Raw genomic sequence first — 14,123 nt, 5'->3', positions numbered from 1 at the left:
CGAGGAGACATCATGAAGTGCTATTGCGTCGTCAACTTCCGCGAGCCCCTGCAGGAAATGGACCCGCCCACCCCCGCGCCGCAAGGCACGCAGGTGCTGCTCAAGGTCCGCGCCGCGGGCGTCTGCCATAGCGATATCCACTTGTGGGAAGGCGGCTACGACCTCGGCCAGGGCCGCACCCTGTCGCTGAAAGACCGCGGCGTCACCCTGCCCTTGACCATGGGCCACGAAACCGTCGGCAGCATCGTCGCCGCCGGCCCCGACGCCCAAGGCGTGGCCCCTGGCGGCAACTACCTCGTCTACCCCTGGATCGGCTGCGGCGCCTGCCCCACCTGCCTCTCGGGCCAGGAAAACCACTGCACCGCCCCCGCCTGCCTGGGCGTGCACCGCGCCGGCGGCTACGCCGACCACATCCTGGTGCCGCACCCGCGCTACCTCATCGACATCGGCGACCTCGACCCCGCCCAGATCGCGCCCTACGCCTGCTCCGGCCTGACCACCTATTCCGCCCTGAAGAAAATCGGCGTAGAGGTCTATCGCGACCACCCCGTCGTCATCTTCGGCGCCGGCGGCCTGGGCCTGATGAGCCTGACCCTGATCAAGGCCCTGGGCGGCAAGGGTGCCATCGTCGTCGACATCGACCCCGCCAAGCGCCAGGCCGCCCTCGAAGCCGGCGCCCTCGCCGCCATCGACGGCGCCGCCCCCGACGCCGCCCAACAAATCCTCAAGGCCGCCGGCAGCAAACCCCTGCAAGCCGCCATCGACCTCGTCGGCGCCCCCGCCACCACCTCGCTCGCCTTCGACTTCCTCACCAAGGGCGGCAAACTCATCATCGTCGGCCTGTTCGGCGGCGCCTCGTCCTGGCCCATCGCCCTCATCCCCATGAAGGCCCTCTCCATCATCGGCAGCTACGTCGGCAACCTGGCCGAACTACGCGAACTGATGACCCTGGTCCGCACCGGCAAAGTCCCCCCCATGCCCGTCCACCGCCACCCCCTGCACGACGCCGACGCGGTCCTGGCCTCGCTACGCGCCGGCAAAGTGGTCGGCCGCGCAGTGCTCACGGTGGAGTAAACGACAACGGCGCGCCGCGGCCATTGCACCGCGGCCCGTCCCGCTCCTCCCGCAAGCACAACAACAACAACAACAACAACAACAACAACAACAACAACAACAGAAAGCAGAAAGCAGAAAGCAAACCCGCGATAAGTCACACGCCAAACACCACGCCTCAATCGAACACAGCACCGAGCGCACCAATTACCCGCTGCGCCACAAGCCCTCCCCCGCCACCCGCGCGCAGCGCTCACTGCCCCGACGCCCCACAACGCGTAAGTCTCGTAAGGCCGCCCGCGCGGCCGGCACGAGACGGGCCCCGCAAACCTCGCCCGCCCCCCTCGGTCTGGCATCCCCGCGCACCCAGACGCTCGTAGTCCGTCGCGCAGGGTGTGTCGGTGGCGGGCAACCTCGATGCGCCCGAGGGAATCTGAAGGCCGTCGCCAAAGGCGACAACGAAGATGACGACGGGGACGTCCGGAGCGAAGGCTCCGGACCGCAATCGTGGGCGCCCGCCACCGACACACCCTGCGCGACGGACGGCCTACGAAGCACTCTCTCGCAAGATTCCGCATATCATAGGCACCACAAACCCTTAGCCCCCAAAAGGAAAAAGCATGACAGACCGCCAGCTAACCATCCTAGCGGCCCTGAACCTGCTGGTAGCGGTAGGTGCCGGCGCATTCGGCGCCCATGGCCTGAAGCGCCTGGTCACCCCCGAACTGCTCTCCGTCTGGCAAACCGGCGTCCTGTATCACCTCATCCACGGCCTCGGCCTCTTCATCATCGCCCTGCTCGGCGCCCGCTACGGCTCCCCCCTGCTGTCCGCCGCCGGCATCGTCATGTTCATCGGCATCGTCCTGTTTTCAGGTAGCCTCTACACCTTGACCCTCACCGGCACCCACTGGCTCGGCGCCATCACCCCCCTGGGCGGCGCCGCCTTCCTAGCCGCCTGGGCCATGGTCGCCCTGGCCGCCTACCGCGCCCAAAGCTGATTCACCTGCCCCCGCATCACCCCAGGCGGTTGCAACACCGCCGGCCCCGCTGAACCCCCGATGTCTTCCACCACCGTCTTTCCCGCCACCCGCAATCACTCCGCCGCCGCCGGCATCGCCTGCGTCATCGGCGGCATCTTCTTTTTGACGCTCAGCGACGCCAACGCCAAATGGCTCGGCACGAGCTACAACCCGCTGCAGATCCTGTTCCTGCGCGCCCTCATTGCCCTGCCCTTCGTCACCGCGCTCGCCATCGGCCTGGGCGGACGCCGCGTGCTGCGTACCGCGCACCCCGGCCTGCACCTCACGCGGGGCGCCATCAACGTCGTCTCGGCCTGTTGCTTCTACCTGGGATTGCGCGCCCTGCCGCTGGCCGAGGCCACCGCCATCGCCTTTGCCGCGCCCCTGTTCGTCACCGCCCTGTCCGTGCTGATCTTGAAAGAGCGCGTCGACGGCAAGCGCTGGCTGGCCGTGCTGGCCGGCTTTGCCGGCGTGCTCATCATCGTGCGTCCCGGCACCGATGCCTTCCAGGCCGCCACCCTGCTGCCGCTGACCACCGCGCTGCTCTACGCCGTCATGATGATCACCGCGCGCGGCATCAGCCATGGCGAAGGCATGCTCACCACCACCTTCTATATCGTCGCGGGGCAATTGGTATGCAGCGCCGTCGGGCTGCCGTGGGTGTGGCACACGCCGGCCCTGGCCGACCTGCCGTACTTCGCCGCCGTGGCGCTCTTCAGCACGCTGGGCCTGGCGCTCATCACCCAGGGCTTTCGCATCGCACCCGCATCCGTCGTGGCGCCCTTCGACTACACCGGATTGATATGGGCCACGTTGCTGGGCTGGATCTTCTGGCGCGAAGCGCCCGACGCCTACGCCTACCTGGGCGCGTTGTTCATCGCCGGCAGCGGCGTGTACATCGCGCTGCGCGAAGCCCATGGCTCGCGCAAGCGCCGCGCCAAGGCGTAGCGCAACACAGCGCGATCAAGGGAATGCCGGCAGCGGCTCGAATCGCCGCTGCAGGCCGCGAGACGGCTACTCCGTCAGCGGCGGGAAATTGCGCTTGAGCACCCGCGCCACATTGGGCTCCAGCGCGGCCTGACGCGCCACCGCCGTCAGCGCGGGGCAGTTGGCCTCGAACCAGGCCAGGCCTGGTCGCCAATGCGTCATCACCGCGACATACAGATCCAGCGCCGAAAAGCGGCGGCCCAGCATGTGCGGCGTGCCCGCCTGGCGCTCCAGTTCCAGCCAGAGTTCAGCCCGGCGCGAATGCACGCGTTCGCGCAACAGGTCGGACGGCGCGCCCGGCGTGGTCCATTGCGGCGGATCGTCGCCGAACGTGAACGTGGGATAGATCGCCGCCACCAGCCGCAACAGCAGGTTCAAGAAATGCGCGCGTTCGGGCTTGTTGGCCTCGGGCGCCAAGCCGGCCTGCGGCGCCACGTCATGCAGGTGCAGCACCATTGCCGCGCTTTCCGTCATCACCTCGCCGTCGGGCGTGATCAGCGTAGGCACCTGGCCCAGCGGATTCAGGTGCAGCAACCGGTCGCGCTCGGCCCCCGGCTTCAGATAGGGCACGTCCGTCAGCGTGTGCGGCACATTGGCCAGCGCCAACGCCGCCTCGACCACCGCCGAACCGCAGCCCAGCGAACCGATCAATTCATAGGTCTTCATGGCGATCACCCTCCCGTAAGCGCCGGGGCCAACCGCAGCAGCTGGCCCGGCGACGCATCCGTCAACACATACACATAGCCGTCCGGCCCTTGCCGCACGTCGCGGATACGGGCCTTGCGGTCGACCAGCAACTGTTCTTCGGCCACCACCTTGTCGCCATCCAGCGTCAGGCGGATCAGGTTCTGGTTCGCCAGCGCGCCGATGAAGAGCGAATGGCGCCAGGCCGGAAAGCGGTCGGCGTTGTAGAACGCCATGCCGCTGATCGCCGGCGACTTGGCCCACCAGTACAGCGGCGGCTCCATGCCAGGCAGCGTCTCGCCCTTGGCCTCGGGGATCGGCTGGCCCGAATAGTTGATGCCGTAAGTCGCCAACGGCCAGCCGTAGTTCTTGCCCGGCTGCACCAGGTTGATTTCATCGCCGCCGCGCGGCCCGTGTTCGTTTTCCCACAGCGCGCCGGTCCAGGGATTGAGCGCCATGCCCTGCGGGTTGCGATGGCCGTACGACCAGATCTCGGGTCGCGCGCCGGCCTGGCCCACGAAGGGGTTGTCGGTCGGCACCGAGCCGTCCACCTTCAGCCGCACCACCTTGCCCTGCAGCTTGTCCAGGTCTTGCGCGGTCGGGCGCTGGTTGTTCTCGCCCAGCGAGATGAACAGATAACCCTTGCCGTCGAACACCAGGCGCGAGCCGAAATGCAGGCCCTCGGACAGCTTGGGGACTTGCCGGAACAGCACCTTGAAGTCCTGCAATCCGCTGCCATCGGCGGCGAGCTTGCCGCGGCCTACTGCGGTGCCGCTGCGCTTGCCGTCGGACTCGGCATACGACAGGTACACATAGCGGTCCTGCGCGAAATCCGGCGACAACGCCACGTCCAGCAGCCCACCCTGGCCTTGCGCGGCGACCTTGGGCACGCCCGTCAAGGGCTTGGACAGGCCGCCCGGCGTGCGCAGCAGCCGCAGGCTGCCGGAGCGTTCGGTGATCAGCATCCCGCCTTCAGGCAAAAAGGCCATCGACCAGGGATTGGACAAGCCGCCCACCACGACAGTGACCTGCGCGGCCACGGCGGGCGGTTGATCGGGACTCTTGACAGGCGTGGCCCAGGCGCTTGCCGCAAACCACGCGGAACTCGCCAGGGCAAAGGTGAAAGAGGACAAGGCGCGACGAGTCGCGGATAGGCGTTGCGGCATGGACGTCTCCGGCGGCTGTGTGGGGTGCGGCGGTACGCAACGGCGCGTGGCGGTGGCGTACCATAGGCGCAAAGAGCGGCGGCTTCCGCTCTTTCTCCAAGGAGTCAACCTTACATGAAACTGTACTACATGCCCGGCGCGTGCTCGCTCGCGTCCCACATCGTCCTGGAATGGATCGGCAAGCCCTACGACACCCACAAGCTCAGCCGCGATGAACTGAAGGGCCCCGAGTTCCTGAAGGTCAATCCGCTGGGCGCCGTGCCTGCGCTGGTCGATGGCGACTTCGCCCTGACCCAGAACATCGCCATTCTCGAATACCTGGCCGAACAAGCCCCGCAAAGCAAGCTGCTGGGCGATGGCTCGGCGCATTCGCGCGCCGACGTGCGCCGCTGGCTGGGCTTCATCAACTCGGACATCCACAAGACGTTCTCGATGATCTTCGGCGCGCAGCGCTACCTGAACGACGAGGGTCCCCAGCGCGAACTGGCCGCCTCGGCGTCCAAGCAACTGACGCGCCTGTTCGCCCTGCTCGACGCCCAGCTCGCCAAGAAGCCCTACCTGGCCGGCGCCGAGCCGTCGGTGGCCGATGCCTATCTGTACGTGGTGCTGCGCTGGGCGCACGCCAAGCAGGTCGACCTGTCGGGGCAAGACCACCTGGCCGCGTTCTTTGCGCGCATGCAGGAAAACAGCGGCGTCAAGGCTGCGCTCAAGGCGGAAGGCCTGGAGTAATCAGACCGGCGCGGCGGTTTCCAGGACCTTCTTCACCGCGGCCAGGAAACGCCGCGCCAGCAAAGGCGGCGCGCTCAGGTTCGAGTGCGTCGCCCACACCTCGACGCTGGCTGCCGGCGCAATCGGCCGCAGCACCATGTGCTCGGTCTGGTCCGGCGATACGCACCAGGCGTCCACCAGCGCCGGCCCCAACCCCTGCTGCACGAATGAACACGCCGTGACCGGCGAATGCACCTCGACCGCCGCCGCGCATGCCGGCCCGGCGCCGAAGAACGACTGCAACGCGCGCCCCAGCGGCGTATCGCGCGGATAGCCAATCCAGGCCGCCGACACGAAATCTTCGGGATGCACCACCTCGTGCCCGGCCAGCGGATGCCCCTTGGGCAGCGCACAGATCACCGGCACGGTGGCCAGCTTCACCGACGTCAGGTTGGGATGGTCGGGCGGCTGCATCGAAATGCCGATATCCGCCTGGCCCGACAGGAAATACGCCGCCAATTCATCGAACGTGACGCTGCGGTAGTCCACCCGCGCATCCGCATTGCGGTCGCGAAAGCGCCCCAGCGCCAGCGGCACCAGGCGCTGCCCGTAGCTGGCGCTGGCCACCACCTTGAGCATGCCCGCGCCGGATTGCCCCAGGCTGGCCGCCAGGTCGTTCACGCGTTCGATGCCGCCATACACCTGCTCGACCTCGGCATACAGCCGCCGCGCCTCGGCCGTCGGCGACAAGCGGCTTTTCACCCGCTCGAACAGCCGATAGCCCAGCCGGCTTTCGGTCAGCGCCAATACCCGGCTCACGGCCGGCTGCGACACGTGCAGCATGCGGCCCGCCCCGCTGATCGAGCCGGCCATCATGATGGCGCGAAACACTTCGATCTGGCGCAGGTTCAACGGCCGGCCGGCACTGGGCCCGACCTCGTCGACAAACGCGTCCACATCCATTTTTTCCCCTTGCACCGGTTCACTTGAAAGGGCCTCGAACGGGCCCTGGACATCACCACCATCGATAACGGCGGATTATAGGTTTTCGACATTTTTCGATGACGCACTGCGGCAAACCCGGTGCTAATCTGCCCGCCTCCACACAACAAAACAAGGGGAATTTCCACCATGCAACGCTCTGTCTTTCGCAGCCTCGCCGCCTTGGCACTGACCGCCACCTTTGCCGGCAGCGCGCTGGCCGGCACCTATCCCGACCACCCGATCACCTTCATCGTGCCGTCCGCCGCCGGCGGATCGCCCGATGTGCTGTCGCGCCTGATCACCACCCAGCTGTCCAAGAACACCGGCGCCACCCTGGTCGTCGAAAACCGCCCCGGCGCCGCCGGCAACATCGGCATCGCCCTGGTCAAGCGCGCCGCCGCCGACGGCTACACGGTCGGCTACGGCAACATCAACACCCTGGCGGTCAACCGCTCGCTGTTCAAGCGCCTGCCCTACGACGTCGACCAGGACCTGGCCCCCGTCGCCCACATGTTCGACCTGTACAACGCCCTGATCGTGCCCGCCGACTCCCCCGTCAAAAGCGTGCAGGACCTGATCGACCGCGCCCGCAAAGAACCCGGTCGCCTCTCCTACGGCGCGTCCGGCGTCGGCACCACCGGCCACATGGGCGGCGAACTGTTCAAGAGCATGGCCAAAGTCGACGTCATGTTCATCCCCTACAACGGCGGCCCCGCCGCCATCCAGGACCTGCTGGGCGGCCGCCTGGACTACCTGTTCGTCAACACGTCCGAAGCCGCGCCGCTGGTCAAAAGCGGCAAGGTCCGCGCCATCGGCGTCAGCAGCCTGAAGCGTTTGTCGCTCATGCCCGACGTGCCCACCCTGGACGAAGCCGGCCTGAAGGGCTATGAAACCGTGGCCTGGGGCGGCGTCGTCGCCCCCAAGGGCACCCCGCCCGACGTCGTCGCCAAGCTCAACGCCGACATCCAGCAAGCCCTGCAAGCCCCCGAAGTGCGCACCGGCCTGGAAACCCTGGGCGCCGTGCCCGCCACCGGCTCGCCCGAAGAATTCAAGCAGCTGATCGACCGCGAAACCGCCAAGTGGAAGCAGATCATCGAGTCCGCCGGCATCGAGAAACTGGACTGAACCCCGCCCCACCGCCCATGACCGACACATCAATGACCGATCGCGCCCCCGCCGCGGCATCCCGCAAGGACCGTGAACCCTTGCAGGCCGATTTCATCGTGGCGGGCGCCACGCTCATCGACGGCACGGGCGGCCCCGCGCGCCAGGGCGACCTGGCGGTGCGGGACGGCCGCATCGTGGCCGTGGGCGCCTTCGAGCATCCGCCCGGCGCGCGCGTCATCGCTGCCGCCGGCATGGCGCTCGCGCCCGGCTTCATCGACTCGCACACCCACGACGACGGCTACCTGCTGGCGCACCCGGACATGCTGCCCAAGGTCTCGCAAGGCATCACCACCGTCGTCACCGGCAACTGCGGCATCAGCCTGGCGCCCCTGTCGCGCCAGAATATCCCCCAGCCGCTGGACCTGCTCGGCCCCACCGAGCTGTTCCATTACCCGACCTTCCGCGCCTGGATCGACGCCCTGGCCGACACCCCCGCCGCCGTCAACGTCATCCCGCTCGTCGGCCACACCACCTTGCGCGTCGCCGTCATGGACGACACCTCGCGCGCCGCCAACGACGCCGAACGCCAGGCCATGCGCGCCCTGCTGCAAGAAGCCCTGGACGCCGGCGCCTTCGGCGTCTCCACCGGCACCTTCTACCCGCCCGCCAGCGCCGCGCCCACCGACGAAATCATCGACGTCTGCCAGCCCCTGCGCGGCCGCGCCGGCGCCATCTACGCCACCCACCTGCGCGACGAAGCCGACCATATCGTGCCCGCCATGGAAGAGGCCCTGCTCATCGGCCGCGAACTCGACTGCCGCGTCGTCTTCTCGCACCACAAGCTGGCCGGCGAACGCAACCACGGCCGCAGCCGCGAAACCCTGGACCTCATCAGCCGCGCCGCCGCCGCCCAGCCCGTCTGCCTGGACTGCCACCCCTACCCGGCCACCTCCACCATGCTGCGGCTGGACCGCGCCCGCCTGGCCAGCCGCACCCTGATCACCTGGTCCAAGGGCTACCCCGCCGCCACCGGCCGCGACTTCAGCGACGTCATGGCCGAACTCGGCCTGGACGACGAAGCCGCCCTCGCCCGCCTGGCTCCCGCCGGCGCCATCTACTTCCTGATGGACCCGGCCGACGTCAACCGCATCTTCAGCCATCCGCTGACCATGGTCGGCTCCGACGGCCTGCCCTTCGACCCCCATCCGCACCCGCGCCAATGGGGCACCTTCACTAACGTGCTGCGCACCCTGGTGCGCGAACAACGCCTGCTCTCCCTCGAAGCCGCCATCCACAAAATGACCGGCCTGGCCGCCGCCCAATACGGCCTGGCCGGGCGCGGCCTGCTACGCGAGGGGTATCATGCTGACCTGGTGCTGTTCGATCCCGCCAACGTCACAGACACGGCCACTTTTTCAGCTCCCATTCAGGCAAGCCGCGGCATCCACCACGTGTGGGTCAACGGCAAACCCGTGTGGGACGGGGAACGAACCGGCACCGAACGCCCGGGCCAGGTTCTGTCGCCCGGGAATGCAATACCTTGGAGTCAACAAAGTGAATAGCTATTCCCAGGGCTGTTACCTGGGTGTTTTGGGCGGCATGGGCCCCATGGCCGGCGCCGCCTTCGCGCTCCGCCTCGCGGCGCTCACCCCCGCCGACGCGGACCAGCAACACATCCCCACCCTGCTGCGCAACGATCCCCGCATCCCCGATCGTTCCAGCGCCTACATGGCCGGCGGCGAAAACCCCCTGCCCTACATGGTAGAAGGCGTGCGCTTCCTCGAACGCGCCGGCGCCCAGCTCATCGCCATCCCCTGCAACACCGCCCACCTGTGGTACGACGAAATCGCCGCGTCCACCCAGCGCCCGGTCCTGCACATCATCCGCGCCGTCATCGACGACCTGCGCCGCCTCGGCCTGCCCAAAGGCCGCATCGGCCTCATGGGCACCGCCGCCACGCTCAAGCTCGGCCTGTACCAACGCCACCTCGAAGCCGAAGGCTACGAGTGCATCGTCCCCGACGACGACGAAGTCGAACGCACCTGCATGGCCTCGATCCGCGCCGTCAAAGGCAACCGCCTGGAAGCCGCCTACGCCCCCGCCGCCGAAGGCATCGCCCGCCTGAAAGCCCGCGGCGCCGACGCCGTCGTTCTGGGCTGCACCGAACTCCCCTTGGCCGTCCCCCACGCGCTGCGCCCCAGCCTGGGCATCACGCTGACCGACTCGATCGACGCCCTCGCTCGCGCCGCGATAGCGCACTACCTCGCCGACCAGCCCGAGCAACGCATCGCCGCCTGACGCAATCGCGCAGCGACCACCGCCCCGACGCCCAAAAAAGCGTATGCCGGGAGCCGGCCGCCCGCGCGGCCGGTCCCGGCGGGCCCCGCAAATCTCCTGCGCGCCCCTCGGTCCAGCAACGCCACAAACCTCGAAACCCGTAGCCCTGGGTGGCCGGCGTACCCCGATCGCGCGCCGTCGATGCGCCCGAGGGAATCTGAAGGCGCCGCCGAAGGCGGCAACGAAGATGACGAAGGGGCCGTCCGGAGCGAAGGCTCCGGACCGCAATCGTTGGCGCGCGATCGGGGTACGCCGGCCACCCAGGGCGACCTACGAAGAACAACAATCAACGCGACCAACAAAACAAACAACCAAAAAAAAGGCGCACTCTCACGAGATACGCCCAATTTCCCTTCGCGGGGAATAAACCAAACCGATCAGCCGCCCAGATAAGCCTTGCGCACCTGATCATTGACCAACAGATTCGCCCCGGTATCCTGCAGTACGACGCGCCCATTCTCCAACACGTACCCGCGATCCGCCACCTGCAACGCCTTATTGGCATTCTGCTCAACCAGGAACACCGTCACGCCCTGCTCGCGGATCTCGCGAATGATGTCGAAGATCTGCGCGATCACCAGCGGCGCCAAGCCCAGCGTAGGCTCATCCAGCAGCAACAACCGCGGCCGCGTCATCAACGCCCGCCCGATCGCCAGCATCTGCTGCTCGCCCCCCGACATCAGCCCCGCCCGCTGCGCCGCGCGCTCCTTCAGCCGCGGAAACAGCCCATACACGTGATCGATACCCGCCTGGATCTCGTCGCGCTTCAGGAAAAAGCCGCCCATCATCAGGTTCTCGGCCACCGTCAGATCCTTGAACACCCGCCGCCCTTCAGGCGAAATGGCAATGCCATTGCGCATGATGTGGTGAGTATCCCGGTTCGTAATGTCCTCGCCTTCGAACGTGATCTTGCCTTCCTTGGCGCGCGGATTGCCGCAGACCGTCATCAGCAACGTCGTCTTGCCGGCGCCGTTCGCGCCGATCAGCGTCACGATCTCGCCCTTGTTCACATCCACCGACACCCCGTTCAGCGCCTGGATCGCGCCGTAGAACGTGTGTATGTTTTCCAGCTTCAGCATCATTCCTCCCCCAGATACGCCTTGATGACGCGCTCGTCGTTGCGCACCTGCTCGGGGGTGCCGGTCGTAATCGGCTTGCCGTGCTCCATCACCAGAATGCGGTCCGAAATGCCCATGATCAGGCTCATATCGTGCTCGATCAGCAGCACCGCCACGCCGAACTCGCGGCGCAGCTGGTCGATCAGCGACTGCAGATCGCGCTTTTCCTGCGGGTTCAGGCCCGCCGCCGGCTCGTCCAGCATCAACAGGCGCGGCTTGGTGATCATGCAGCGCGCGATCTCCAGCCGGCGTTGGTGGCCGTAGGCCAGGTTGCCCGCCTCGCGGTTGGCATACTCGCGCAGCCCCATGAAATCCAGCCACTGCGCCGCGCGCGACAGCGCATCGGCCTCGGACTGGCGGTAGGACTTCAGCTTGAGCAGCCCCGGCAGCAGCCGCGACTCCACCTGCGTATGCTGCGCCACCAGCAGGTTTTCCAGCACCGTCAGCTGCTTGAACAGCCGCACGTTCTGGAACGTGCGCACCAGCCCGTGGCGCGCCACCTTGTGGCTGGGCAGACCCGTGATGGACTTGCCGTCCATCTCGATATCGCCTGCCGTCGGCGCGTAGAACCCGCCCACGCAGTTGAACACCGTGGTCTTGCCGGCCCCGTTCGGGCCGATGATGGCGAACACCTCGTCGGATTTGACTTCGAACGCCACGCTGTCCACGGCCAACAGGCCGCCAAAACGCATGGTCAGTCCGGATACCTTCAGCAATGCCTCGCTCATTTAGCCAGCTCCACGTGGGGACGCTTCATGGGCAACAACCCCTGCGGACGCCACATCATCATCAATACCATCACCAGACCGAACATCAGCATCCGGTACTCGGCGAACTCGCGCGCCAGCTCGGGCAGCACCGTCAGCAGGATGGCCGCGAGAATCACGCCCACCTGCGACCCCATGCCGCCCAGCACCACGATCGCCAGGATCAGCGCCGACTCGATGAAGGTGAAGGATTCCGGGTTCACCATGCCCTGGCGGGCCGCGAAGAACGCGCCGCCGAAACCGGCGAAGGTGGCGCCCAGCGTGAACGCGGACAGCTTGATGCGGGTCGGGTTCAGCCCCAGCGAACGGCAGGCGATCTCGTCCTCGCGCAGCGCTTCCCAGGCGCGGCCGACCGGCATGCGGATCAGGCGCGTCGAGACGAACAGCGTCACCAGCGCCAGCAATAGCGCCATCATGTACAGGTAGATCACCATGTGCTGGTTCTGGAACGTCAGGCCGAAGAAGTCATGGAACGTCGTGCCCCCTTCCGTGCTGGCGCGACGCGTCATTTCCAGGCCGAACACCGACGGCTTCGGAATGCCCGAGATGCCGTCCGGACCGCCCGTCAGCGTGTTCAGGTTGATCAGCAGCAAGCGGATCATTTCACCGAAGCCCAGCGTCACGATCGCCAGGTAGTCGCCGCGCAGGCGCAGCACCGGAAAGCCCAGCACGAAGCCGAACAGCGCGGCCATCGCGCCCGAGAACGGCAGCGCTTCCCAGAAGCTCCAGCCGCCCCAGTGGTACAGCAAGGCGTAGGTATAGGCGCCCACGGCATAAAAGCCCACGAAGCCCAGGTCCAGCAGCCCGGCAAAGCCCACCACGATGTTCAGGCCCAGGCCCAGCATCACGTAGATCAGCACCAGCGTGGCGATGTCCACCGAACTGCGGCCGGCAAAGAACGGCCAGGTGACCGCCACCGCCAGGATCAGGAACATCAGCAGCTTGTTGCTCTTGGCCGGCGCCGACGGCAGCGTCGGCAAGCCCGTCTTCAATTTCTGGAACGGCTTGGCGATCCAGGGACGCAGCAGCTGGAACACGAACACGACCGCGGCGGCCAGCGCCACCAGCGACCAGTGCGATTCCATCGACGTACGGGCGCCCTGGCGGATCAGTTGCAGGCCGAAGACGGGGGTGACGATGACAGCGGTCAGCACCGCCGCCATCGTGGCGTTTTTCAGGTTGTTGTTCGACATCAGACTTTTTCCACCTCAGGTTTGCCCAACAGCCCGGTGGGACGGAACAGCAGGATCAGGACCAGCAGCGAAAACGCCACGATGTCCTTGTACTGCGACGAGATATAGGCTGCCGCGAACGTTTCGGCCAGGCCCAGCAACACGCCACCCAGCATGGCGCCGGGGATGCTGCCGATGCCGCCCAGCACCGCCGCCGTGAAGGCCTTGATGCCGGCCAGGAAGCCGATGAAGGGATTGAGCTTGCCGATGGTGATGGCGATCAGCACGCCGCCCACCGCCGCCAGGATCGCACCCATCACGAACGTGAACGAGATCACGCGGTTGGTGTCGATGCCCAGCAGGTTCGCCATGTGCATGTCCTGCGAGCAGGCGCGAGAGGCACGGCCCATGCGGGAATACTTGATGAACAGCGTCAGGGCCACCATCAGCACCACGGTCACCACGATGATCATGATGCGCGAATACGGCACCGTCACATCGAAATCGGAACCCATGTGGAACTGCACGGCGCCGGACACCAGCGATGGCACTGCCATGTCGCGTGCGCCCTGGCCCAGGGCCACCCAGTTCTGCAGGAAGATCGACATGCCGATGGCCGAGATCAGCGCCACCAGCCGGGGGCTGCCTCGCACGGGGCGGTAAGCCACGCGTTCGACCGAGAAACCGTAGATGCCGGTAACGGTAATGGCCACGAGCAGCATGGCCGCGATGATGAACGGTACCGGCAGGCCGCTGCCTGTGCCGATGGCCGTCAAGGTGACCAGGCCGACATAGGCGCCGATCATGTAGATTTCGCCGTGAGCGAAGTTGATCATACCGATGATGCCGTAGACCATTGTGTAGCCGATGGCAATCAACGCGTAGATCGCGCCCAGAGACAATCCATTGAAGAATTGCTGGGTAAGTTGGGGTATGAGGTCGGACATTATTTCTCTTGCTCCAAATAGTTCCGGCTCCGGTAGAGAGACCCGGAGCCGGAAACCTGGGCGTATTTTATAAG

14 protein-coding genes are annotated in these 14,123 nt (G+C 66.7%); 7 read left to right on the top strand and 7 right to left on the bottom strand.

What is annotated here, in order from left to right; genetic code table 11:
* Positions 1-12: 12 nt before the first annotated feature.
* From AC3WMR_RS07825 to AC3WMR_RS07815, 3 genes are all read left to right on the top strand, one after another.
* A complete protein-coding gene (locus AC3WMR_RS07825) occupies positions 13-1,074 on the top strand; it encodes an alcohol dehydrogenase (RefSeq protein WP_492263468.1) in 1,062 nt (353 codons plus the stop codon).
* Between the two features lie 599 nt (positions 1,075-1,673).
* Positions 1,674-2,051 carry a DUF423 domain-containing protein gene (locus AC3WMR_RS07820; RefSeq protein WP_492263467.1) on the top strand — a complete coding sequence of 126 codons (378 nt, stop codon included), beginning with the start codon at positions 1,674-1,676 and terminating at the stop codon, positions 2,049-2,051.
* A 60-nt stretch (positions 2,052-2,111) separates the two neighbouring features.
* Complete coding sequence (locus AC3WMR_RS07815) at positions 2,112-3,020, top strand: DMT family transporter (protein ID WP_492263466.1); 909 nt, start codon at positions 2,112-2,114, stop codon at positions 3,018-3,020.
* A gap of 66 nt (positions 3,021-3,086) precedes the next feature.
* Here the strand turns inward: AC3WMR_RS07815 and AC3WMR_RS07810 are convergent, their stop codons facing one another.
* A complete protein-coding gene (locus AC3WMR_RS07810) occupies positions 3,087-3,725 on the bottom strand; it encodes a glutathione S-transferase family protein (protein WP_492263465.1) in 639 nt (212 codons plus the stop codon).
* 5 nt (positions 3,726-3,730) lie between these two features.
* The gene (locus AC3WMR_RS07805; RefSeq protein WP_492263464.1) at positions 3,731-4,909 is read right to left on the bottom strand and encodes a PQQ-dependent sugar dehydrogenase; all 1,179 of its coding nucleotides are present in this window, start codon (positions 4,907-4,909) and stop codon (positions 3,731-3,733) included.
* A 114-nt stretch (positions 4,910-5,023) separates the two neighbouring features.
* Between AC3WMR_RS07805 and AC3WMR_RS07800 the strand changes: the two genes are divergently transcribed.
* Entirely contained in the window at positions 5,024-5,638 is a 615-nt protein-coding gene (locus AC3WMR_RS07800) for a glutathione binding-like protein (protein WP_029954534.1), read from the top strand.
* Here AC3WMR_RS07800 and AC3WMR_RS07795 read toward each other — a convergent pair whose 3' ends face one another.
* Positions 5,639-6,580, bottom strand: a complete 942-nt coding sequence (locus AC3WMR_RS07795) for a LysR family transcriptional regulator (RefSeq protein ID WP_492263463.1) — start codon at positions 6,578-6,580, stop codon at positions 5,639-5,641. It lies immediately after the preceding gene.
* A 168-nt stretch (positions 6,581-6,748) separates the two neighbouring features.
* On the opposite strand from AC3WMR_RS07795, the gene AC3WMR_RS07790 reads away from it, so the two are divergent.
* Genes AC3WMR_RS07790 through cuyB form a run of 3 tightly spaced genes read left to right on the top strand, consistent with a single transcriptional unit; the run spans position 6,749 to position 10,006 of the window.
* Complete coding sequence (locus tag AC3WMR_RS07790; RefSeq protein ID WP_492263462.1) at positions 6,749-7,726, top strand: Bug family tripartite tricarboxylate transporter substrate binding protein; 978 nt, start codon at positions 6,749-6,751, stop codon at positions 7,724-7,726.
* A gap of 32 nt (positions 7,727-7,758) precedes the next feature.
* Positions 7,759-9,270 carry an N-acyl-D-amino-acid deacylase family protein gene (locus AC3WMR_RS07785; protein ID WP_492263461.1) on the top strand — a complete coding sequence of 504 codons (1,512 nt, stop codon included), beginning with the start codon at positions 7,759-7,761 and terminating at the stop codon, positions 9,268-9,270.
* Positions 9,263-10,006, top strand: coding sequence for a cysteate racemase (gene cuyB, locus AC3WMR_RS07780; protein ID WP_492263460.1), 744 nt, complete (start codon positions 9,263-9,265; stop codon positions 10,004-10,006). Before AC3WMR_RS07785 ends, cuyB begins: the two co-directional genes overlap by 8 nt.
* Before the next feature lie 416 nt (positions 10,007-10,422).
* Here cuyB and AC3WMR_RS07775 read toward each other — a convergent pair whose 3' ends face one another.
* From AC3WMR_RS07775 to livH, 4 genes are read right to left on the bottom strand one after another with little or no spacing between them, the layout of a single operon-like run.
* Positions 10,423-11,124, bottom strand: a complete 702-nt coding sequence (locus AC3WMR_RS07775; protein ID WP_025140816.1) for an ABC transporter ATP-binding protein — start codon at positions 11,122-11,124, stop codon at positions 10,423-10,425.
* Positions 11,124-11,891 (bottom strand): high-affinity branched-chain amino acid ABC transporter ATP-binding protein LivG, encoded by a 768-nt coding sequence (gene livG / locus AC3WMR_RS07770; RefSeq protein ID WP_492263459.1) that lies wholly within the window; start codon positions 11,889-11,891, stop codon positions 11,124-11,126. Before livG ends, AC3WMR_RS07775 begins: the two co-directional genes overlap by 1 nt.
* A complete protein-coding gene (locus AC3WMR_RS07765) occupies positions 11,888-13,123 on the bottom strand; it encodes a high-affinity branched-chain amino acid ABC transporter permease LivM (protein ID WP_025140818.1) in 1,236 nt (411 codons plus the stop codon). The genes livG and AC3WMR_RS07765 overlap by 4 nt, the downstream gene beginning before the upstream one ends.
* A complete protein-coding gene (gene livH, locus AC3WMR_RS07760; RefSeq protein ID WP_175193503.1) occupies positions 13,123-14,049 on the bottom strand; it encodes a high-affinity branched-chain amino acid ABC transporter permease LivH in 927 nt (308 codons plus the stop codon). Before livH ends, AC3WMR_RS07765 begins: the two co-directional genes overlap by 1 nt.
* Positions 14,050-14,123: the final 74 nt, after the last annotated feature.

It is taken from the genome of Achromobacter sp. FW305-C-28, assembly GCF_058783235.1.
The sequence above is the reverse complement of the archived record's forward strand: the minus strand, read 5'-3'. Positions and strand labels throughout refer to the sequence as shown.